Origin of the sequence: Mucilaginibacter lappiensis, assembly GCF_900155965.1 — a bacterium.
Taxonomy (GTDB): Bacteria; Bacteroidota; Bacteroidia; order Sphingobacteriales; family Sphingobacteriaceae; genus Mucilaginibacter; species Mucilaginibacter lappiensis.
The window spans coordinates 252,768-274,660 of record NZ_FTMG01000005.1 but is presented as its reverse complement, the minus strand read 5'-3'; the positions used below and the strand labels follow the sequence as shown (position 1 = coordinate 274,660).

Here is a 21,893-nt window from a genome sequence, read left to right as displayed (position 1 = left end):
AAAGGAGAGAACTTTACCTGGCACGTTAAGCAGAAAGCTATGTCCGAAATAAAAATTAAACCATTAAACAATACGCCTGAAACGCTTACCGCGCTGAGCACCATACTGGTTGAAGTTGTAGCAAATGGCGGTTCAGTTGGTTTTATGCACCCTTTAACTTTAGCCGAAGCCAATAACTTTTGGACAAGCTCTTTAGCCGCCGCTGATCGTGGAGAGCGTATTGTGTTGGGAGCTTTTGATGACGATGAACTGGTAGCCACTGTGACATTATTACTCAGCCTGCCGCCCAACCAACCACACCGTGCCGAAATAGCCAAAATGATGACCCGCATCAGTTACCGGAGTAGGGGAATAGCCAAAGCCCTATTACAAGCCGCCGAACAACTGGCCATAGAACATAATCGCAGCCTGCTAGTGCTTGACACCGCGCAGGAGGAAGGTGCCTCCGGGCTATATGAAAAGCAAAGTTTCAATTTAACCGGCATCATTCCGGATTATGCCTTGAAACCCCATGGAGGGTTAACCGCTACTATGATTTATTGGAAGCGGATAAGAGAGAAGTAGTTTAACGCGCGATTGATTTTCAAAAGCAATGGCCAGTGCGATTCCCTACCTGCTTTTGTGCACATGCCAACCGCACCCCTCCCGTGGGGAGGGAACTAATCAGTCTTACTATCCTTTGTCCTTAATCCTTGCTCCCAAAATCCTTACTCCTATAACCCATGCCAAAAAAGCTTAACACTTTGATGATTTCGGGATAACTATTTAAAGCCAAACCTTATTTCTTTGTATTACCAATGTAACCAGCTTTATAAAATAGCTATGGCCCACAGATATTGCTTAACACTTGATTTGGTTGATGACGATGCCCTGATTGCCGGGTACGAAAAATACCACGAGGCCATCTGGCCCGAGATCCGTAAAAGTATCATTGATTCTGGTATTACCAATATGGAGATCTATCGTTTTGATGTGCGTTTATTTATGATCATGGAAACCGATGATAGCTTCAGTTTTGAAAAGAAAGCAGCCGCAGATGCTGCGAATGTAAAAGTACAGAAATGGGAAACCCTTATGTGGAAATATCAGCAACCGGTAAAGGGAGCAGTGAAGGGCGAAAAGTGGGTTTTGATGGATAAAATATTTGCCTTGTAAACCAATTCAACTCAATAAATTATGTTTAAAAGAACTCAATTGCTATTTGCGCTGGTGCTCCTGACCCTCTCACCGGTATTTGCACAAAAAATGATCGGCACGGAGACCGATGCCCAGAAACAAAAACGTATGGAATGGTGGACGGATGACCGTTTCGGGATGTTTATTCACTGGGGACTGTATTCGGGCGCGGCCAGGCACGAATGGGTAAAGCATAATGAAAAGATTGATAACGCGGGCTACCAAAAATATTTCGATCAGTTTAATCCCGACCTGTTCGATCCTCAAAAATGGGCTAAACAAGCCAAAGCGGCAGGAATGAAATACGCGGTGTTGACTACTAAACATCATGAAGGTTTTTGCTTGTTCGACTCTAAATTTACCGATTACAAAGCGCCCAACACCCAAGCCAAACGCGACCTCGTGCGTGAGTATGTAGATGCCTTCCGCGCGCAAGGCCTTAAAGTAGGTTTTTATTATTCCCTGCTTGATTGGCACCATCCGGATTATACTATTGATGAGATTCACCCACAATCGCCAAAAGATAAAAGCGACGCCTCTTATGCCGCTTTAAACAAGAACCGCGACATGGCCAAATATCGCCAGTACATGCGTAACCAGATCACCGAACTATTAACCAAATATGGTAAAATTGATATCCTTTGGCTTGATTTTTCGTTCCCGCGTAAGGATGGTCACGGAAAAGGTAAAGATGAATGGGGTTCTGTGGAACTGTTAAAACTGATCCGCAAATTACAGCCAGGTATCATTGTAGATAACCGCCTGAACCTGGAAGAATATAAAGACGGCGCCGATTTTGAAACTCCTGAGCAGGTGAGTACTGCCGAACTGGCGAAATACCGTGGTAAAACCTGGGAAACCTGCCAAACTTTTTCAGGCTCATGGGGTTATTACCGCGACGAAAATACCTGGAAAACACACCGCCAGCTGCTTGACCTGTTAATTACTTCAACCAGCAACGGTGGTAACCTGATATTAAATGTAGGCCCAACCGCCCGTGGTGAGTTTGATTACCGCGCAACCAACGCGCTGGATAGCCTGAGCCACTGGATGCACGCCAACAATCAGTCTATTTATAACTGTACTTTTGCACCCGATAGCTATAAGATACCAGAAGGTACCAAACTAACGTATAATAAAGTAAACGGACGTTTATATGTGCATTTGTTTGATTATCCTAAAGATGGTAAATTAACCTTACCAGGCTATAACGGCAAAATTAAATACGCGCAGTTTTTAAATGACCATTCAGAGCTTTTAAGCAAAACCGCAGGTCAGGATGTAGAATTAACCCTGCCTGTTAAAAAACCAAATTACGAAATACCTGTAATTGAATTGACCTTGAATTAGGATCAAAGAATATAGATAAAAGGATTAAGGACTTTTAAATAATGTCAATACAAAAAGAAACATTTTTAAGGATACACCCGCATGATAATGTGCTGGTAGCCCTGCAAAACCTGGAGCAGGGAACAGAGATTAATTTTGAGGGTAATACCTTTACTTTAGCCGATCGTATTGCCGCGAAACATAAATTCGCGATCAATGAATTAAAAACCGGTCAGGAAATTTATATGTATGGCGTACTGGTGGGTAAAACCACCAGCACCATACCCCAAGGTGGCTTGCTGAGCACACAAAATGTGCATCATGCATCAGATGGCTTTCGTCTGGGCGAGCGTAAATTAAACTGGCACCAACCCGATACCCGTAGTTTTGACAGTAAAACTTTTAATGGTTACCACCGGGCCGATGGCTCTGTAGGTACCGCCAACTACTGGATAGTGGTGCCGTTGGTATTTTGCGAAAACCGCAACATCAATGTATTAAAAGAGGCCCTGGTTGATAAACTGGGCTACAAAAAAGCTAAAAGTTATGAGGGTGATGTAGAGCAGCTGATGGAGCTTTACCAGGCGGGTAAATCTGTTGAGGAAATATTGAATGCTGATATCCAGGCATCGGCAGAAAAAGCGGATTCCAAACGACTGTTCAAAAATATCGACGGGATTAAATTTCTGAATCATAGCATGGGCTGCGGAGGTACCAAGGACGATTCGGATGCGCTATGCGGGCTGATAGCCGGATATATTACCCATCCCAATGTGGCCGGCGCAACGGTTTTAAGTCTGGGTTGCCAGCATGCGCAGGTAAGTATTTTGCAGGCCGAGATTGCCAAACGCGATCCCAACTTCAACAAACCTATGGTGGTGCTGGAGCAGCAAAAAGTAGGCACCGAAAGCGAGCTGCTGAAACAAGCGCTCAAGCAAACTTTTGCCGGTTTGGTACAGGCTAATCAAAATCAACGCCAGCCCGCGCCATTATCCAAATTGTGTATTGGTATGGAATGTGGTGGTTCTGATGGGTTTTCGGGTATTTCGGCAAACCCCGCATTGGGTTATGTGTCCGATCTGCTGGTAACCATGGGCGGTTCGGTGATATTAGCCGAGTTCCCGGAACTTTGCGGCGTGGAGCAGGAACTGAGCGACCGTTGTGTGGATGAAGAAACGGCCAACCGTTTTATGCAGCTGATGACCACTTACAACGCCCGTGCCGAGGCAGATGGTTCTGGTTTTTACGCCAACCCATCACCCGGAAACATTCGCGATGGTTTGATCACCGATGCCATTAAATCGGCAGGAGCGGCAAAAAAAGGCGGTACATCACCGGTAGCGGCCGTATTGGATTACCCGGAAAAAGTAACCAAACCCGGTTTAAACCTGTTATGTACTCCGGGCAGCGATGTGGAAAGCACTACTGCCGAGGTAGGTTCGGGCGCCAATATCGTATTGTTTACTACTGGTTTGGGTACGCCTACAGGAAATCCTATTACCCCGGTAGTTAAATTATCAACTAATACGGCTATGTTTGAACGTATGCCGGATATTATCGATATTAACTGCGGAACGATCATCGAGGGTGATGAAACCATTCAGCAGGCAGGTGAACGCATATTAAATTATGTGATCCAATTGGCCAGCGGCGAGGTTGAACCCAAATCGGTAAAACTGGGCCAGGATGATTTTATACCCTGGAAAAGAGGGGTGTCGTTGTAACCCCACCCCAGCCAAACCCTCCCCGGGAGGGAGGGCTTTTAAAAGTATGGAAACTAAACTATTTAAATAACCAATAAAATTAAAAAGTCTCCCCTACCGGGGGAGATTTAGAGGGGGCTTATGTTTAAACTAACCAATAAATCGGTAGTCATTACAGGCGGGGGCAGCGGTATAGGCAAGGCCATGTCGGTATTGTTTGCGCAGCAAGGTGCTAACGTTCATATCATCGAACTAAATGACAAGGCCGCGGCCGAAACCGTAAGCGAAATTGAAGCAGCTAACGGAAAAGCTACCGGCTATGCCTGCGATGTAAGCAGTCAGCAGCAGGTGGTGGATACTTTTAATAAAATAGGCAAAATTGATATTTTAATAAACAACGCAGGTATTGCCCACATCGGCAAGGCCGATAACACCAGTACCGAAGATTTTGAACGTGTATTTAATGTGAATGTAAAAGGCGCTTACAATTGCCTTTTCGCGGTGATCCCGGTGTTAAAAGCCAATGGAGGTGGTGTGATATTAAATACCGCATCTATAGCAGCCAGCGTGGGTATTACCGATCGGTTTGCCTACTCCATGAGTAAAGGCGCCATACACGCCATGACACTTTCGGTAGCGCGCGATTATCTGCATGACAATATCAGGTGCAACTGTATTTCGCCGGCACGCATCCATACACCGTTTGTAGATGGCTTTATCGCCAAAAATTACGCCGGTAAAGAGGATGAGATATTTGAAAAATTATCCAAAAGTCAGCCTATTGGCAGGATGGGCCGGTCGGAAGAAGTAGCAGCGCTAGCTTTATACCTTTGCTCGGACGAAGCAGGTTTTATAACCGGTACCGATTATCCTATTGATGGCGGATTTATCACCCTGAATAACTAAGGAGGTTGTACGTTTTACGTTGGACGTTATAAGTCAACTGCGTAAAATAAGAAACGTAAAACGTACGACGTATAACGTAAAACATAAAAAAACAATCAATATGAAGTTGATACGATTTGGAGCAATTGGGCAAGAAAAGCCAGGAGTGATCCTTAACGATAAAAAATATGATGTATCTGCCTTTGGCGAAGATTACACCGAACAGTTTTTTGAAACCGACGGTGTGGCCCGTCTGGCTGCATTTATAAAAGATAAACAACTGCCCGAAGTTGCGGATAGTGTACGTTTGGGTAGCCCGATAGTGCGCCCGTCAAAAATTGTATGTATCGGTTTAAATTATGCCGATCATGCTAAGGAAACCAACGCGCCGCTACCACCAGAGCCGGTGATATTTATGAAAGCCACCACCGCTATTGTGGGCCCGAATGATAATATCGTGATCCCGAAAAATTCGGTAAAAACCGATTGGGAAGTAGAGCTGGCGGTAGTGATTGGTAAAAAAGCATCCTATGTTGATGAAGCTGATGCCATGAATTATGTAGCCGGTTATGTGTTGCACAACGACGTATCTGAACGCGAGTTCCAGTTAGAACGCAACGGTACCTGGGACAAAGGGAAAGGTTGCGATACCTTTGCGCCGCTTGGTCCGTTTTTGGCTACGCCCGATGAAATTGCCGATCCGCATAACCTGCGTTTATGGCTTAAAGTGAATGGTAAAATACTACAGGATGGTACGACCTCTAACTTTATTTTTAATCTGCCCCATTTAATTTCCTATACCAGCCAGTTCATGACACTGTTGCCCGGCGATATTATTTCGACAGGTACACCTGCCGGTGTTGGCCTGGGGATGAAACCTCCGTTTTATTTAAAACCAGGCGACGTCGTTGAATTGGGCATCGATGGCCTAGGCGAATCAAAACAAAACGTGGTAGCTTATGCCTAAAATTGATGCGCACCAGCATTTCTGGATATTTGACCCGGTTCGTGATAGCTGGATCAACGATGAAATGCTGGTGATCAAACGTGACTTTTTACCAGCCGACCTGCTGTCAGTGCTACAACAAAACGGCATCGACGGTTGTGTCGCCGTTCAGGCCGATCAATCCGAAAAGGAAACCCAATTTCTGCTGGAGATGGCCGCCGCTAACCCTTTTGTAAAAGGCGTAGTAGGTTGGGTTGATCTGAAAGCAGATAATCTGGAGGAACGGCTGGAATATTTTAAACAGTTTGATCAGCTAAAAGGCTTTCGTCATATTTTACAATCGGAGCCCGACAAGCAGTATATGCTGCAACCCCGTTTCCAAAAGGGGATTGCCAGTCTGCAGAAGTACGGCTATACTTATGACATACTGATATACCCCGAACATCTGCCTTATGCCGAATTACTGGCCGGAGGTTTCCCTGACCAAAAATTTGTACTTGATCATTTGGCCAAACCGCCTATTAAAGATCAAAATATGCATAGCTGGCAAAAAGATATCCTCGCTTTAGCCAAACACCCTAATGTACATTGCAAAGTATCGGGCATGCTGACCGAAGCCGACTGGAAATCATGGAAACCCGAAGATTTTACACCTTACCTGGATGTCGTGTTCAACGCTTTTGGCATCAACCGGGTCATGTTTGGCTCCGACTGGCCCGTTTGCCTGCTGGCTGGCGGTTATGAAGGTACCATGCAGGTGATAAATAATTATTGCTCAGGGCTCTCTGCAACGGAGCAGGAATTATTCTGGGGCAAAAATGCCACACTGTTTTACAATTTATAAACTTGAATTTCAAAATGATACACCTTTATCATTTTGAAATTTTTGTTGCTAAATAAAATAAAAGTAAGTATCTATGTACCGTGGTAGCAGCACGGTAATCTTCTGTTGAGAATGGCTGATTGATACAGATATACATCTATTTTACTGTTAACGCACCTTAATAGTTAATGCGTTATTAACCAATGCCCCTGTGGTTAACAACAAGCTTTTACCAAGTATTTATAACCCAGATCATAATAAAAGTGCAATATTTTATTTTAGTGAAAATTATGGCACATAATTAGCTGTATGATTATCAGACGGAGGCCAAACCAGGAAACAGGATAAAACTATTGCTTTGTTTGTTGTTGATAACCAATGTCTTCAAGCAAATTTTTTAAGAAAAAGTCATGTATATTATTTTATTAGAAGTTACCGCCCTGCTTGCCGTAATCATTCTTCCGTTATTGGTTGTGCGGAAAAAGTTCAGGAAAAGATCAAAGCCCGTGTATAAGATTGATACCAATACCGAGTATGCCCGCTATGCCATCAACGAAGATGGTTTCCTGGAAGAAATTAACGTAAGCAATTTATCAAAACACAGGCATTAGTATTAATTATACCTCATGCAAAAAGCCATTGTTATTAAACAATGGCTTTTTTGTTTTTCATAGGTTCGTTTTTAGTTAAAAAGCATCTTCGTCGTAGCTGTCTGGTAAAGGTATATCTAGCATGCGCAGGTAGGCACCCAATTGAGACCGGTGATGAACGATCTCCGAATAGGCCATCCTGATCACATCACCCTTGGTCGATTCGTTCAGAATTTGGTCACCATTGCGCAAAGTCCACTTTTTATTTAGGTCGGCTTCTTTTGCATGAACCAGGTGAGTTTTACCGCTTTTTAATGATTCCTCAAAATAATCTAGCAGGTCATGAGTGTTATTATTCGGTATGGGTTTGTAAGGTTTGGCGGCAAAGTCTAACCCGTCGGAGGTTAAAGTCATGGTTACCCATGCAGGTAGTTCGGCAATGTGATTAGCCAATTGCTGTATGTTCAAACTTTTTTCGTGCGGCTGCCATTTAAATTTATCATTTGGGATACGTTCCAGCATTTTACGGGTCGTTTGCGCTTCCTGGTCCATTTCTTTTAATAATAGGGTGATGGCTGACATGGCTTTATTGTTTTATCGTTATTGTTTGATGATTCAAAGTAACAACCCAATGGTGACAACCCTATGTCAGCAGGTTTTTATAAATGAAAAAATAAAACAACATGAAGAAATGTGTTAAAAGAGAGGTGCCCTGCTGAGCTCAGTTGAAGGGCTGAGCGCAGAGGCTTGCCTACCATGCTTCGACGGAGCTCAGCAGGGCATCCTTTTTCACAGATAAGACAGAAGGGGTTGCCATCATAAAATGCAATTGATATAATTGATTTACCAATTATCATCAATGAAACCTATATTCTTTTATCTCTTATTGCTTTTACCGGTAATGTGCGTGGCACAAACCCCGGTAGCCGATGGTTTAACCTGCGAATACCTTAGCAATCCTGTAGGTATCGATATTGTAACCCCCCGCCTTAGCTGGAAGATCAATACTCCCCAGCGAAATACGATGCAGCAGGCCTACAATATCAGGGTGGCAACCGATGTCTCTTTTTCCTCATCTAAAATTGTTTGGAACACGGGCAAGGTAAATGTCGATTCTTCTATCCTGATCACTTACGGGGGAACTTCCTTAAAACCGGCCACCCGCTATTACTGGCAGGTGAGGATCTGGGATAACCACAACCACGCATCTGCCTGGAGCAAACCGGCTTATTTTGAAACAGGTATGTTTTCGCCTGCCGACTGGACGGCCAGCTGGATACAGCCTAAACAGGATTCGACAGCGCGCAAAATACCGGCAGTCATGCTGCGCAAACAGTTCGGCGTATCCAAAAAGATAGTATCTGCCCGTGCATATGCTACGGCGCATGGTTTATATGAACTGTATCTGAATGGCAAAAAAGTAGGAGACCAGGTGCTCACTCCCGGCTGGACCTCCTATAAAAAACGCCTGCAATACCAGGTTTATGATATTACCGCCATGCTGCAACAAGGCGATAATGTAATAGGAGCCATGGTAGGCGATGGCTGGTTCCGCGGAACAACAGGTTATACTAACCAATGGGGATTTTGGGGTAAAAAACTGGCCCTGTTATGTCAGCTACAGATTACTTACGCCGATGGTACGGTCCAAAATATCAATACCGATAGTTCATGGAAGGGTACAAATGAAGGCCCCATACGGCTAGATGGTATTTATGATGGTGAAAACTATGATGCCCGCAAAGAGATATCCGGCTGGGCCAGTAAAGGTTTTGACGATGCCGGCTGGGAACTCGTAGATGTGGCCTCTTTTAATAATAAAATACTGGTAGGGGTACAAAGTGTACCCGTGCACAAAATACAAGAGATTAAACCCATTGCTATATTTAAAAGCCCCAAAGGCACGCAGATTGTTGATTTTGGGCAAAACCTTACTGGTTGGGTACGCTTAAAAGTAAGCGGCAGCGCCGGCCAAACCATAAAGATCCGCCATGCCGAAGTGCTGGATAAATTTGGTGAATTTTATACCGCCAACCTGCGCTCGGCAACGGCAACTATTAATTATACGCTTAAAGGTAACGGGACTGAGGTATTTGAGCCACACTTTACATTTATGGGTTTCCGCTATATAGCGGTAGAAGGTTTTCCGGGTGAACTGAAACCGGAGAGTTTTACGGCCGTAGTAGTACACTCCGATATGCCGGTTACCGGACAGTTTACCTGTTCCGATACCATGATCAACAAGTTGCAGCATAATATCCAATGGGGACAAAAAGGTAATTTCCTGGATATCCCCACCGATTGTCCGCAGCGTGATGAGCGCCTGGGTTGGACAGGCGACGCCCAGGTGTTTTCGCGCACTGCGGCCTTCAATATGCAGGTGGCTACCTTTTTTGCCAAATGGACAAAAGATGTGGCTGCCGATCAGTCGGCGGATGGGAGGGTGCCCTTTGTGGTACCCAATGTTTTTGATACCAATCATGCTACCTCAGCCGGCTGGGGCGATGTGTCAGTTATTGTGCCCTGGACTATGTACCAGGTTTATGCCGATAAACGCATCCTTCAAAATCAATATGCCAGTATGAAGGGCTATGTTGATTATATCATTAAGCAATCCGGTGATAAATATATATGGCATAACGGCAGCGTTTTTGGCGATTGGCTGTTTTATCGACCAGGAATTTATGATTTTTCGGAGCCCAATGGCTATACCAACCCCGACCTGATCGCTACCGCTTTTTATGCTTATTCCTCCAAACTGTTGAGCCAGGCGGCCGGAGTGTTAGGTAATACCGCTGATGAAACATACTACAACGGAATATATGAGCAGGTTAAAAAAGCCTTTGTGCGCAACTATATGACCGCAACGGGACGCATTTTTGCCGACTCGCAAACAGGTTATGTGTTGGGACTGAAATTTGGTTTGATACCAGACAGTCTGAAAGCCAAAGCCGCTGCTTACCTGGTTGAAGATGTGCGTAGCCGTAATAATCACCTGTCTACCGGCTTTTTAGGTACACCTTATTTATGCCAGGTACTGTCGCAAAATGGTTATAGTAATGTGGCTTATGATCTGCTGTTGCAAAAAACATATCCTTCCTGGCTGTACCCGGTAAAAATGGGTGCTACCACTATTTGGGAACGTTGGGACGGCATCAAAACCGACAGTACTTTTCAAGACAAAAGCATGAACTCCTTTAACCATTACTCGTACGGTGCTGTTGGCGATTGGATGTACCAGCAAATGGCCGGGTTACAATTGGGTAAGGCCGGTTATAAGCATATCATTATTAAACCCGAACCTCATCAGAAATTCAGTTTTGTTAAAGCTACCTTCCAGAGTATGTATGGCCAGGTATTGTCGGGATGGGAGGTAAATAATGGTACCATGCAGATCCATGTGAACATACCAGCTAACACCACGGCCGATATAACCTTACCGAAGGCCCACGCCGAGGAGGTAAAATTGGACGGGAAACCCCTAGCCCCGGATACGGCACATATGGATGATAACGGCGCTACCATCAGCGTTGGTTCCGGCGATTATACCTTCAGTTACCCATGGATAGAGGTAAAGGAGAAAAAGGCGGTCACGGCAAAGATGTAGTTATGGTGAACTTCGTCGAATAATGGTGGGTAGGCCTATGCGCCCGAGTATTCGACGAGTTCAGACTGACATGCCGTTTTTGCCTATATTAAAAATGATTTTCAAAAGCAATGGGCAAGTGCGATTCCTTCCCTCGGGAAGGGTCAATGTCATTAAGTTAAGCACATGGAGCCCCACCTAAATCCTCCCCGGTAGGGAGGACTTTAAAAAATTGAAGCTAAGTCTCCCCTTCCGGGGGAGATTATTACATGAGGGCTTCGCCGTTTAGAGGGGGCTTTTGCGGAATTGCTTTTGCGTTTCCCCTTAACTTAATGACATTGCGGGAAGGGGAGGAAGGGGTTTCTGAAATTTGCAATTTATGCAGGGCGTATGAACCCCTCCCTGCCAAGCACCGTCAACCAAACCCCTCCCATGGGGTGAGAACTTGGAACAATGCTCTAAAGCTGCATCTGGAGCTGCAAAATTTATTTATATTAGCTCGAAACAGATAAACATGCTCAAAAAAGGCGAACATATTGAAGGCACCCCTGCCGAGCTGCAGGCCCTGCTTGACCAGAACGCAGAAGCCAATGAATTTTTTGAAAGCCTTTCCAAATCTTACAAACAAGGGTATTGTGATTGGGTAGGATCGGCCAAACAGGAAGATACCCGTAAGGTTCGGGCCGATAAAGCACTCATCATGCTGCTTAATAAGCAAAAGACCCTGAAAACCTGAGATGCTATCCACTCAATGAAATTTTTAAAAAACGGAGGCCCGTGCGATTCCTTCCCTCGGGAAGGGGAGGAAGGGGTTTCTGATGTTTGCAAATTTATACCAGGTGCGTAAACCCCTCCCTGCCTTTGCGCTCATGCCAGCCACACCCCTCCCGTGGGGATGGAACTAAAACAGATTTTTTTAATATCTAACACTGAACACCCAATACCGAATGATGAAATTCGATATTGGAAATTCAAAATTCATTATTCGATATTACCTGCTCGTTTATCTTCTCCTGAAACTACAGAAAGTAAAATTTTGCGTGGTATTAAAAGGCGTTTGATGATCCTCGGTGATGCATCTTAATTTTTCAAAGGAATCGGCAAACCTGGTAGCCATCGAGGCTTCAGAATATTGCTTGATCTCCAGGCCGCTGCATTTGGTAGGCCCATTTTCTGAAAACGTACCCAATACCAGATATCCCCCTGAATGAATGGCTTTTTCCGCTATAGACACATAACCGGCTATTTTATCTTCGGTGGTTAAAAAATGAAAAGCAGCCCGGTCATGCCAAACGTGATACTTTACAGGCGGTACAAATTCGGTAACGTCTGATACTATCCAATGCACGTTGGCTACTTTAGCACCTAGTCTTTTTTGCGTCTTTTCGATAGATGCTGCGGAAATATCCAGTACCCATATATTTTGATAACCTTTATCCAGTAAAGCATCCACCAAACGACTATCACCGCCACCGATATCAATGATATTGGCCGACAGGTCCACCTGCAGCGATTCCACAAAATCCATCGAAGTTTTAGGATAGCTTTGAAACCAGCTTACATCATCTTCGGCTTTGGTGCCGTATACATTTTCCCAATGTTGTTTTTCAGGGGTGCTCATGGTCATGGGGGGGGTAATTAGGTATAAAAACTAAACTTGTTATGCTGAACGGAGTGAAGCATCTATTGTTGAACTTTTCAATTGTAAAATAGATACTTCGCTTTGCTCAGGATGACAAAAATAAGAGAAATCCCCTCTTTTCGGCAAGGCCAAAGTGAGGGTGGACAAGCGCAGCGACGACCAAAGGTGAGTCAATCTACGATACTAATTGCTCAAATAATTTATTCAATGTAGCCTCAGCATCCAGCAATAAACCCGGATGCACTTTTGATGATTGTACCACCGTGCTGCGGGTAGCCGTAAGCCAGCGAAAACGGGAGGCGAGATCCAGTTTGGCAATAGGGCCGGCGTGTTTATCGCCATGGCATATCCTTTCAAAGGAGTTGATATTATCTTTCAGGCAATCCATATCCAGTCCCGGGGCCAGCGCACTTACGCGGGCCTCGTTCCACACAAAGCGAACCTTTAGGAACTGCTGTTTTGGGCAGTAAATGATCACACCCACGTTGATGAATTCCTCGCGCTCTACCCTCGGCACAACGCGTACTACGGCGTACTCAAATAAGTATGGCTCTTGCATATTGTGCTTCTTTTAAAAAATTTTCAGACGCCTCTACGCGTGTGGTTAAAAAACGATAATAAACATCGCGGCGTTCGGCAGGTGTGCCGTTTTCCGAATCGTCGGTGAGCCATTCATCCGGTATCAGGTTAACAATGGCCAGAATGCGCTCATCAGTCAGGATCGAACAAAATTCGGTGTCAACCTCATCAAGCATCGAAGCCTGGGGCAGCAGCACATGGTCCTTTACGGGCATAAAAGGGCGTATAGCCTGCTCGTCCCAGTTATACCAGGAGTGGTGAAAATACAGCGAAGCACCATGGTCGATCAGCCAAAGCTCCTTATGCCACACCAGCATATTGGTATTGCGCGGGGTACGGTCAACATTGGTGAGCAGGCAATCCAGCCATACGATCTGCGAGGCCGTTTTGGCATCAAGCGTGGTCACCACCGGATCATACGTAATAGCGCCCTGCAGGTAATGCAGCGCCAGGTTAAGGCCCACACTAAATTTAAGCAGGTCCTGTATCTCCTCATCAGCTTCGGAGCGACCAAAGGCCGGGTCGAGGGTAGCGAATACCAGCTCGGGCACACGCAAACCCAGCAAACGGGCAATTTCGCCGCCTATAAGCTCAGCGATCAGCGCTTTTACACCCTGGCCTGCACCCCGGAATTTAAGTACATATAAAAACTCGTCGTCACCTTCGGCAATGGCTGGCAGAGAGCCGCCCTCGCGCAGCGGGGTAACATAGCGTATCACATTAATGGTTCTGAGTTGTGGTTCAGTGTAATTCATTGCAGCTATTCAAATGAAGCAAGCAAATATAACTAAAAACATAGCCGTGGCTCATGCACTATTGCGTTATCATATATTAATCTTATAATAACAACAATGTCATTTCGAACGAGCCAGGGGGATTTGTGTATTGGGGGCGAGGAGAAACCTTTTACGCCCTGCTTTAACTAGAGTAAGCATGAAGCAGAAGATTTCTCTGCCTTGCCCTGCTATTCCCTGTCTTCCAAGGCCTCGAAATGACATTTATTTTATTTGAAAGGGGGTATACCGTATACCCTTATAGCCATGATGCCGATCAACAAAACTTTTATGTTTAATTATTGTAATGTAAGTGTGAATTAACCTTTAAGAAACTATGACCCAACAGCACAAACAACCTGCAAAAGAAACTGTAGAAAAGGAACTGACTTATATACAGAAAGTATGGCACACGGTGGCTATTGTGGCCCTGCTGGTAGTGGTGATACTGATAGCGCGTGTTGCTTTTAACGTACTGTTGATGGTGCTGGCGGGGGTGCTGGTATCGGTTTATTTTCATGGCCTGGGCGATATGATACAGCGCAAAACCAAATGGAGCAGGCGGCTCTCTATGAGCATTTCTGTAGCAGGCACTTTTATCATCCTCACGGTTTTGTTTTGGTTTATGGGTGCCAAGATCTCTAAGCAGATCACCGTGCTGAGCGATTCGCTGCCCCAAACAGTAAATACCGTTAAGGCAAAACTGTCTGAATATCCTTTGGGCGATAAGGTATTATCTTACCTGTCTGATGATAATTCCGACAAATTGTTTGCCACCGCCAAACAATTCTTCAATACCAGTTTTGGCGTTTTGGGCAATATCTATATCATTATGTTCCTGGCTATATTTTTTACTGCCAACCCCAATTTATATAAAGATGGCATCATTAAACTGATACCGGCAGACCGCAAGGAGATGGGACGATGCGTGATCGACCGGATCAGTACGGCGCTGAAAGGCTGGCTAAAGGGGATGATGCTATCCATGGTTCTAGTGTTTATTTTGATAGGTGTAGGTTTAAGCATCATGAGCATCCCGGTGGCGCTGGTGCTGGCCTTGCTCACGGGCCTGCTGAAACTGATCCCCAACTTTGGCTCGCTGGCAGCCATGATCCCCGGTGTACTGCTGGCGCTCACCATTGGTACCAATACAGCCATTATTGTAGCGTTGATTTATATTGTTTCGCAAACCATTGTGAGTAATATAGTAACCCCGCTTATCCAGAAAAAGATGATCGATCTGCCGCCTGCCCTCACCATATTGTCGCAGGTATTGATGGGGACGCTATCAGGTGTGCTGGGTATTATACTGGCGGTTCCGCTGCTGGCTATTGTGATGATACTGGTGGATGAGCTGTACGTGAAAAAGATTGAGACGGAGTCGGAAGCTTTGGATGTAGAGTCTTGAGAGCCTCGCCGTTTTAGGTGAGGCTTGTTTATCCACCCGATTTTCCGTATATTTGAATAAATACCAGCCCGGTTCTCCTTTACCAGAGAAACCGGGCTGTTTTGTTAAAGGGAAAAGGAGAACAAAAATCGACCGTTTGATATGTAATTATTTGATAATCAAAATATTAATACTTTTTAAAGTTTTAAAAACCACTCAAAATTGTGTTGAAATTTGTTAAAAAGTGTTAAAATCGATGGTTTTGAATCAATTTTCAAGTGTTTTTAGCCCGTTTTTGCTCAGAAAAATGTTAAAATTTAAGGTTTAAAAAGTTTTTAGAGCCGTAATTTGTTAAAATATTTACCCGATCATAAAAACAACATATCCATCAAAATGATTTTTACTTACCAGGATCTGGAGCCCATCGATCTAACCCAAATTAACCAGATAGCCAAAAAGGCTGGGGCTGCCATACTCAGCATTTATAACTTGTCGCCAGAAAATATTGGACTGACCCTAAAAGACGATCAATCGCCGCTTACTGCTGCTGATAAGCTATCCCACGAGGTGATATTCAAGGCCCTGACCGCATTAACGCCGCATATTCCTATTATCTCCGAGGAGGGAAAAAATATTCCATACGAAATCCGCAAAAACTGGCCATATTTCTGGTGTGTGGATCCATTGGATGGTACCAAGGAGTTCATTAAGCATAATGGTGAGTTTACCGTGAACATCGCACTCATCCATCAAAATACCCCGGTTTTGGGCATTATCTACATTCCCGTTACCGGCGAGCTATATTACGGCGGCCAAAACATCGGCAGTTGGAAAGAAACCCAGGGTGGAGCAACCACCCGTCTGCATGCCGATGTGAATAGCAGCAGCTGGATAGCGGCCGGCAGCCGCTCACATGCCTCACCCGAAGAAACTGCCGTACTGAGCCAATACCCTATAAAAGAGACTATCTCGGCAGGTAGTTCGCTTAAGTTTTGCCTGATAGCCGAAGGGAAGGCCCATATTTATTACCGTCATGGCCCTACCATGGAATGGGATACCGCCGCGGGCCAAGCCATAGCTACTTTTAGCGGCGCAAAAATGACTATGCCTAATGGCGGACCTTTTCTGTATAACAAGGTTTCGCTGCTTAATTCGGGCTTTTTGTGTAAGGTAAAATAGAGGTTTAAATACCGCCTTCAGGCCGCAAAATATCGGTATTGAAAATTAACTGATCTTAAAGTAATTAGGATTATAACAAACGTTTGTGTGGAGTTAGTTATTAAGGCAGCGTGAGTTAATCATTAACTTCATAGGTGTAATTCAAATCGGCGGCATATTAATGGATGGGGCAGTTATCAATATAACACAAGAGCAAAAGGTTAAGGCCAACTTAAAATACCTGTTTTTTACTTTCCTGAAAATAGGTTGTGTAAGTTTTGGCGGCTATATGGCCCTGGTTGCCCTGGTTCAAAAAGTAATGGTCGATCAGGATAAAGTGTTGGATAATGATACCATCCTGGATAGTGTTACCGTAGCCAGCCTGCTGCCCGGCCCTTTGGCAGTAAATATTGTGGCCTATATAGGTTATCACTTAAAGGGCAAAGCCGGCGCTGCTATCAGCATGCTGGCTATTTTACTACCTGCCTGCACTTTGATACTGTTATTATCATGGCTATACTTTACCTATTCATACAAAATTGAATGGGCGCAGATCATGCAATACGTAGCCGCCGCGGTAAGCGCCATTATTCTGTCGGCAGGAATGCAATTGTTTAAAAAAGAGATCGCTAAAAACTACGCGAAAGCGCTGTTGTGCCTGTTTACTATAGTAATTATTTCCTGGTTCAATAGCTATCTGGTTACCATCGCGCTTATTTTAACCGGGGCAGTAGCCGGGCTTTTTATGAGTGGGAATAAGTATAAGAATATAGCTGTACTTACCGCTTTCAAAAGCAGGTTTAAGATCAATCTTGCTTCGGGGGTGATTGGTTTGCTGCTAGTTAACGAAGGTGTATTTATCAGCGGTATCTATAAAAATATCAACAGTATACTGCTAAAAATAGGCGTGGTGTTTTCGGGCATAAGCCTCTCCCTTTTTGGTGGCGGTTATGTGATGATCCCCATTATGCAATCCTTATTTGTAAAAGATCTGCATTGGGTTACTGCCCAGCAATTTGTGGATACCATAGCCTTTAGCCAGGCAACACCAGGGCCAATCCTGGTAAGCGCCACTTTTATCGGATACAAGCTAACAGGTATTGCCGGGGCTATATTGGCAACAGTGGCTATGTTTGGCCCCTCGGCAGTATTAATGATTGTGGTGAGCAAGTTGTTCAAAAAAAATAAAGATCACAGCCTGGTGAAAGATATGGTATCTGGCATTAAGGTAGTGGTTATCGGTTTGATCATTTCATCGGCATTTAAAATATTCTTTCAGCAGCACTTATCTGTACTTTTTGTAGCCGTGGGATTGGTGTCCCTGTTGCTGAGTTTCAAGTATAAAATGAACCCGGTTTATTTAATTATAGGCTCCATAGCACTTGGAGTAGTAGCAAAGTTTTATAGCATATGAGTAAATTTTACCAACCTCAAGGCATCCAGATGATAGGCACGCAACGGTCTGGCTCCAATTTACTAAGGGTGATATTAGATCAGTCGGAAGCTATCGCATCCCCGCATCCGCCACATATACTGGTTACGTTTGTGCCTTTATTACAGTTTTACGGTCCGCTGGATGAAAACGCCTATAAGATACTCATTAACGATGTGGTTGATTATGTAGAGGCCAATCCTGTCCCTTGGGAAGGTATCAGCCTCAGCAGGGATTGGATCTTTGAAAACTCAACCGTATACAGCCTGTTTGAAATCAACAGATTGATTTATGAGCAGGCAACTATGGCCAAAAACGCCAGGTATTGGTGCTGCAAAAGCATGGCCAATGTGCATTATGCCGATGAGCTGGAAAAACATAACCCGGGCCTGAAATACATTTACCTTTATCGCGATGGCCGGGATGTAGCTGTATCGTTTAAGAAAGCAATTGTCGGCGAAAAACATATTTATCACCTGGCCCAGCAGTGGGTGTACGACCAGCAAGCTTGTATCGATCTGGCTGAACGTATTGGCGACGATCGCTTCTTCGCCCTAAATTACGAAACGCTCATCACCCAACCCGAAATGCTTATCCGGAAATTATGTGGTTTCCTGGAGATAGATTACAGCGATAACATGCTGAGTTTTTACAATTCCAACGAGTCAAAAGCCACTGCAGCCGCTGGTGAAATGTGGCAGAATCTCGAGAAGCCCATCATGACTAATAATAAGGGCAAGTTTCATAAGGAATTGACACCGCAGGAAATCGAAATATTTGAATTGCTGAGCCACCAGGTTTTAACCCGATTGGATTACCCTTTATTTACAGTATTAAACAATACAGAACTCCTAACGCCGGAGGCTATCGAAGCTTATAATGCCGAAAATGGGCTACTAAAAAAAGAGATACTGAGCAACGCCCGGCAATCAGATTTGGACCGTCGCGAATTGCAGTTACAGATCTTGGCGGATATTAAAAATAAGGTTGCTTAAATGGCTGAACCATCAAACGTTTGCGTTAAACAATATCATGTAAAGGTTGTTTTGGCGCCCTATCTTTCATTTTCGCTAGAGCAAACCAACTAATACATCCAATACAATATGAAGTTTAAACAGATCAACTTATGGCTTTTTTGTGTGGCCATGATGCCATTCTGGGCCATGGCCCAAACCAAATCGGCTTATAACGAACTCCAGGTTTTCGACCATTCGTTTTTTACTTATAATGGAAACGAATTCCGCAGTGCTAATGGCGCCTCAGGACCCAAATACTGGCAAAATAAAGCCGACTACGTAATCAATGCCGAATTGGTAGAAAAAGACACCCTAATCAAAGGCAACGTAAGTATCAACTATACCAATAACAGTCAGGATACGCTCAATTACCTATGGCTGCAGCTCGATCAGAACCTGTTTAAACCCGATTCGCGCGGCGCTGCCTCAACCCCGGTTAGCGGCGACCGTTTCGATGCCAAAGGCTATACCAAGGGTGGTTATGATATTGGCGTAGTTTCAGTTACCTATATGGGTAAAAACTATGTAATCAAACCTACGATTACCGATACCCGTATGCAATTGCGCCTGCCCTTTGTGGTAAAGCCACACGGCGACCTGATCAACATAAAAGTTAACTATTCCTTTTATGTACCCCACTATGGTGCCGATCGTATGGGTAGGTTAGGGGTTAAACAAGGTGTGATCTACCAGTTGGCCCAATGGTACCCGCGCATGTGTGTGTACGATGACGTGAATGGCTGGGATACCTTACCTTATATAGGCACAGGCGAGTTTTACTGCGAATATGGCAATTATGATTACTTTATCACTGCACCCGCAGATATGATCGTAGCCGGTTCCGGCGATCTGCAAAACCCGCAACAGGTATTAACCGCTGAGCAAAACAGGCGTTTAGCAACAGCCGCAAAAAGCGACAGTTCGATACATATTATTACCGAGGCTGAGGTAGGAACAGCTGCAATCAGGCCAAAACATGAGGGTACGCTTACCTGGCATTATAAAATGCACAATACGCGCGATGTTTCCTGGTCGGCATCAAAGGCCTTTATCTGGGATGCGGCAAAGGTTAATCTGCCTGGCGGTAAAAAAGGGTTGGCCAATGCAGTTTACCCGGTTGAGAGCCGTGGCTATGATCGCTATGGTCGTGCCGCGCAATACTTAAAAAACAGTATCGAATTTTATTCCAAAAACTATTTCGAGTATCCATGGCATTCGGCATTTGTGGTGGCTGGTGTGGCGCTCGGCATGGAATATCCGGGCATTGTGTTTTGCAGTTACCAAATTAAACAGGACGATCTGTGGCATGATATCACGCACGAGATGGGCCACAACTGGTTCCCGATGATCGTGGGCAGCAACGAGCGCCGCTTTATGTGGATGGACGAGGGGATGAACACCTTTATTAATGGTTACGCCTCTAACTGGTTCAACCACGGTGAATACGGCGACACCAGCAGCATGGCTGTACGCATGACCCGCAGCCTGATGCACGAGAAAGACCCGCTGATGACCGCGCCCGAAGTAATGCACGATGGTGGTCAGTATTACTACAAAACAGCCTTGGCCCTGAATATTTTACGTAATGTGGTTTTAGGAGCCGATAGGTTTGATTATGCCTTCAACATGTACATCAAACGCTGGGCTTATAAACACCCGCTACCGCAGGATTTCTTCCGTACCATGAATGATGCGGCTGGCGAAGACCTGAACTGGTTTTGGAAAGAATGGTTTTATACCACCTGGAAACTTGATCAGGCGGTTACCGATGTAAAATATAACAAAAACGATCCGGCCTCCGGCGCCATTATCACCATTGAAAATTTAGGGGAAATGGCCCTGCCCATAACCTTAAAGGTAACAGAGCAAAACAGTAAAACGCAATTGATCAATCTCCCGGTTGAAGTTTGGCAAAAAGGAGCTAAGTGGAAATTAAAATGTAACACCACATCAAAAATAACTTCGGTTATAGCCGATCCCGACAGGCAATTGCCCGATATTGACCGTAGCAATAATAGTTTTAAATTGCCTGAGTAAAATTCATATAGAATGAACTAAAAGGCAAAAAATGAGCAGGATATCTGATCAAAAGGGAATGGTTGTTTGGTTGTACGGATTATCCGGCGCTGGTAAAACAACCATTTCCTTGTTATTAAAGCAGAGACTGGAGAAAGAGGGCTTTTTTGCGGTTTGTTTGGATGGCGATGAATTGCGATCGGGTATCAATAAAGACCTGAGTTTTACTGAGAACGACCGGGAAGAGAATATCCGCAGGGCTGCCGAAATTGCCCGGTTGATGCTGAAAAATAATATTATTACCATCTGCTCTTTTATTACACCACTTCAAAAACACCGGAACCTGGCAGCCGGTATTATAGGTGAACTCTTTACTGAGGTGTTTATAGAATGTTCATTGGATGTTTGCCAGGCTCGCGATGTTAAAGGCCTATATAAAAAAGCCCGGGCAAACCAAATAACACATTTTACCGGGATTAGTTCAGGGTTTGAAACCCCAACCAACCCCAAATTGATTATTCACACTGCCGCAGAGAGCCCAGCGGAAAGCATGGAGAAGGTATATCGTTATATAGTGCCCTTATTAAAAGGTATCTAAAACTTCCGTGTTAGTCAGTCACAGCTACTCCGTAAGAATAAAAGCTTTGCAGCAAACATACATTAAGAATTCAGCATATTGTAGGTATGCAACCTGAGCACAGTAGCTACGGCACTGATGCTGAAACTGATTTTTTCTACAAAGCTTCAATCCCGAAGGGGTTTGTAAAATCTCTTAATAATCCCTTTTTTTCTTTGTATAAATATGTTATAACAATTAGAGCTATCGCCTTAAAAATGTGTTTATTACATCGC

The 21,893-nt window shown here is 44.5% G+C and carries 20 protein-coding genes; 16 read left to right on the top strand and 4 right to left on the bottom strand.

All coding sequences use genetic code 11. The features are described 5' to 3' along the window. Positions 1-39: 39 nt before the first annotated feature. The 8 genes from BW976_RS12555 (at position 40) to BW976_RS12520 (ending at position 7,473) form a co-directional block, all read left to right on the top strand. Positions 40-564, top strand: coding sequence for a GNAT family N-acetyltransferase (locus BW976_RS12555; protein WP_076373628.1), 525 nt, complete (start codon positions 40-42; stop codon positions 562-564). Between the two features lie 258 nt (positions 565-822). Next, entirely contained in the window at positions 823-1,155 is a 333-nt protein-coding gene (locus BW976_RS12550; protein WP_076373627.1) for an L-rhamnose mutarotase, read from the top strand. 21 nt (positions 1,156-1,176) lie between these two features. Then, positions 1,177-2,526, top strand: a complete 1,350-nt coding sequence (locus BW976_RS12545; protein ID WP_076373626.1) for an alpha-L-fucosidase — start codon at positions 1,177-1,179, stop codon at positions 2,524-2,526. A 41-nt stretch (positions 2,527-2,567) separates the two neighbouring features. Further along, the gene (locus BW976_RS12540; RefSeq protein WP_076373625.1) at positions 2,568-4,229 is read left to right on the top strand and encodes a UxaA family hydrolase; all 1,662 of its coding nucleotides are present in this window, start codon (positions 2,568-2,570) and stop codon (positions 4,227-4,229) included. Between the two features lie 120 nt (positions 4,230-4,349). Further along, a complete protein-coding gene (locus BW976_RS12535) occupies positions 4,350-5,114 on the top strand; it encodes an SDR family NAD(P)-dependent oxidoreductase (RefSeq protein ID WP_076373624.1) in 765 nt (254 codons plus the stop codon). A 100-nt stretch (positions 5,115-5,214) separates the two neighbouring features. Next, entirely contained in the window at positions 5,215-6,060 is an 846-nt protein-coding gene (locus tag BW976_RS12530) for a fumarylacetoacetate hydrolase family protein (RefSeq protein WP_076373729.1), read from the top strand. Further along, on the top strand, positions 6,053-6,883 hold the full coding sequence (locus BW976_RS12525; protein ID WP_076373623.1) for an amidohydrolase family protein: 831 nt from the start codon (positions 6,053-6,055) through the stop codon (positions 6,881-6,883). Before BW976_RS12530 ends, BW976_RS12525 begins: the two co-directional genes overlap by 8 nt. Positions 6,884-7,272: 389 nt before the next feature. After that, positions 7,273-7,473 (top strand): hypothetical protein, encoded by a 201-nt coding sequence (locus tag BW976_RS12520; RefSeq protein WP_076373622.1) that lies wholly within the window; start codon positions 7,273-7,275, stop codon positions 7,471-7,473. Positions 7,474-7,548: 75 nt separating this feature from the next. Here the strand turns inward: BW976_RS12520 and BW976_RS12515 are convergent, their stop codons facing one another. Continuing rightward, on the bottom strand, positions 7,549-8,034 hold the full coding sequence (locus tag BW976_RS12515; protein ID WP_076373621.1) for a DinB family protein: 486 nt from the start codon (positions 8,032-8,034) through the stop codon (positions 7,549-7,551). Positions 8,035-8,311: 277 nt separating this feature from the next. Between BW976_RS12515 and BW976_RS12510 the strand changes: the two genes are divergently transcribed. Continuing rightward, positions 8,312-11,059: an alpha-L-rhamnosidase gene (locus BW976_RS12510; RefSeq protein WP_076373620.1), complete on the top strand. Its 2,748-nt coding sequence runs from the start codon at positions 8,312-8,314 to the stop codon at positions 11,057-11,059. A gap of 493 nt (positions 11,060-11,552) precedes the next feature. Next, complete coding sequence (locus tag BW976_RS12500) at positions 11,553-11,774, top strand: YdeI/OmpD-associated family protein (RefSeq protein ID WP_076373618.1); 222 nt, start codon at positions 11,553-11,555, stop codon at positions 11,772-11,774. A 267-nt stretch (positions 11,775-12,041) separates the two neighbouring features. On the opposite strand, the gene BW976_RS12495 is transcribed toward BW976_RS12500, so the two are convergent. The 3 genes from BW976_RS12495 to BW976_RS12485 all read right to left on the bottom strand — a co-directional run bounded on the left by BW976_RS12495 (position 12,042) and on the right by BW976_RS12485 (position 14,014). Further along, positions 12,042-12,665, bottom strand: a complete 624-nt coding sequence (locus BW976_RS12495) for a class I SAM-dependent methyltransferase (RefSeq protein ID WP_076373617.1) — start codon at positions 12,663-12,665, stop codon at positions 12,042-12,044. A gap of 190 nt (positions 12,666-12,855) precedes the next feature. Next, a complete protein-coding gene (locus tag BW976_RS12490) occupies positions 12,856-13,239 on the bottom strand; it encodes a DUF3037 domain-containing protein (protein ID WP_076373616.1) in 384 nt (127 codons plus the stop codon). After that, positions 13,217-14,014 (bottom strand): HipA family kinase, encoded by a 798-nt coding sequence (locus BW976_RS12485; RefSeq protein ID WP_076373615.1) that lies wholly within the window; start codon positions 14,012-14,014, stop codon positions 13,217-13,219. The genes BW976_RS12490 and BW976_RS12485 overlap by 23 nt, the downstream gene beginning before the upstream one ends. A 355-nt stretch (positions 14,015-14,369) precedes the next feature. Between BW976_RS12485 and BW976_RS12480 the strand changes: the two genes are divergently transcribed. The 6 genes from BW976_RS12480 (at position 14,370) to cysC (ending at position 21,639) form a co-directional block, all read left to right on the top strand. Beyond that, a complete protein-coding gene (locus BW976_RS12480) occupies positions 14,370-15,440 on the top strand; it encodes an AI-2E family transporter (RefSeq protein WP_076373614.1) in 1,071 nt (356 codons plus the stop codon). Positions 15,441-15,812: 372 nt separating this feature from the next. Beyond that, positions 15,813-16,598, top strand: coding sequence for a 3'(2'),5'-bisphosphate nucleotidase CysQ (gene cysQ, locus BW976_RS12475; RefSeq protein ID WP_076373728.1), 786 nt, complete (start codon positions 15,813-15,815; stop codon positions 16,596-16,598). A 160-nt stretch (positions 16,599-16,758) separates the two neighbouring features. Further along, complete coding sequence (gene chrA, locus BW976_RS12470) at positions 16,759-17,991, top strand: chromate efflux transporter (protein WP_076373613.1); 1,233 nt, start codon at positions 16,759-16,761, stop codon at positions 17,989-17,991. Then, positions 17,988-19,004, top strand: coding sequence for a sulfotransferase family protein (locus tag BW976_RS12465; RefSeq protein WP_084192176.1), 1,017 nt, complete (start codon positions 17,988-17,990; stop codon positions 19,002-19,004). Before chrA ends, BW976_RS12465 begins: the two co-directional genes overlap by 4 nt. A gap of 108 nt (positions 19,005-19,112) precedes the next feature. Continuing rightward, positions 19,113-21,062, top strand: coding sequence for a M1 family metallopeptidase (locus BW976_RS12460; protein ID WP_076373612.1), 1,950 nt, complete (start codon positions 19,113-19,115; stop codon positions 21,060-21,062). Between the two features lie 31 nt (positions 21,063-21,093). After that, positions 21,094-21,639, top strand: a complete 546-nt coding sequence (gene cysC, locus BW976_RS12455) for an adenylyl-sulfate kinase (protein ID WP_076373611.1) — start codon at positions 21,094-21,096, stop codon at positions 21,637-21,639. The last annotated feature ends 254 nt before the right edge of the window (positions 21,640-21,893 follow it).

Coding starts and splice junctions, on each gene's coding strand:
- BW976_RS12540 (WP_076373625.1), top strand. CDS start 2,568: ATGTCAATACAAAAAGAAACATTTTTAAGGATACACCCGCATGATAAT.
- BW976_RS12550 (WP_076373627.1), top strand. CDS start 823: ATGGCCCACAGATATTGCTTAACACTTGATTTGGTTGATGACGATGCC.
- cysQ (WP_076373728.1), top strand. CDS start 15,813: ATGATTTTTACTTACCAGGATCTGGAGCCCATCGATCTAACCCAAATT.
- BW976_RS12530 (WP_076373729.1), top strand. CDS start 5,215: ATGAAGTTGATACGATTTGGAGCAATTGGGCAAGAAAAGCCAGGAGTG.
- BW976_RS12535 (WP_076373624.1), top strand. CDS start 4,350: ATGTTTAAACTAACCAATAAATCGGTAGTCATTACAGGCGGGGGCAGC.
- BW976_RS12485 (WP_076373615.1), bottom strand. CDS start 14,014: ATGAATTACACTGAACCACAACTCAGAACCATTAATGTGATACGCTAT.
- cysC (WP_076373611.1), top strand. CDS start 21,094: ATGAGCAGGATATCTGATCAAAAGGGAATGGTTGTTTGGTTGTACGGA.
- BW976_RS12495 (WP_076373617.1), bottom strand. CDS start 12,665: ATGACCATGAGCACCCCTGAAAAACAACATTGGGAAAATGTATACGGC.
- BW976_RS12465 (WP_084192176.1), top strand. CDS start 17,988: ATGAGTAAATTTTACCAACCTCAAGGCATCCAGATGATAGGCACGCAA.
- BW976_RS12520 (WP_076373622.1), top strand. CDS start 7,273: ATGTATATTATTTTATTAGAAGTTACCGCCCTGCTTGCCGTAATCATT.
- BW976_RS12555 (WP_076373628.1), top strand. CDS start 40: ATGTCCGAAATAAAAATTAAACCATTAAACAATACGCCTGAAACGCTT.
- BW976_RS12490 (WP_076373616.1), bottom strand. CDS start 13,239: ATGCAAGAGCCATACTTATTTGAGTACGCCGTAGTACGCGTTGTGCCG.
- BW976_RS12510 (WP_076373620.1), top strand. CDS start 8,312: ATGAAACCTATATTCTTTTATCTCTTATTGCTTTTACCGGTAATGTGC.
- BW976_RS12460 (WP_076373612.1), top strand. CDS start 19,113: ATGAAGTTTAAACAGATCAACTTATGGCTTTTTTGTGTGGCCATGATG.
- chrA (WP_076373613.1), top strand. CDS start 16,759: ATGGATGGGGCAGTTATCAATATAACACAAGAGCAAAAGGTTAAGGCC.
- BW976_RS12525 (WP_076373623.1), top strand. CDS start 6,053: ATGCCTAAAATTGATGCGCACCAGCATTTCTGGATATTTGACCCGGTT.
- BW976_RS12500 (WP_076373618.1), top strand. CDS start 11,553: ATGCTCAAAAAAGGCGAACATATTGAAGGCACCCCTGCCGAGCTGCAG.
- BW976_RS12515 (WP_076373621.1), bottom strand. CDS start 8,034: ATGTCAGCCATCACCCTATTATTAAAAGAAATGGACCAGGAAGCGCAA.
- BW976_RS12545 (WP_076373626.1), top strand. CDS start 1,177: ATGTTTAAAAGAACTCAATTGCTATTTGCGCTGGTGCTCCTGACCCTC.
- BW976_RS12480 (WP_076373614.1), top strand. CDS start 14,370: ATGACCCAACAGCACAAACAACCTGCAAAAGAAACTGTAGAAAAGGAA.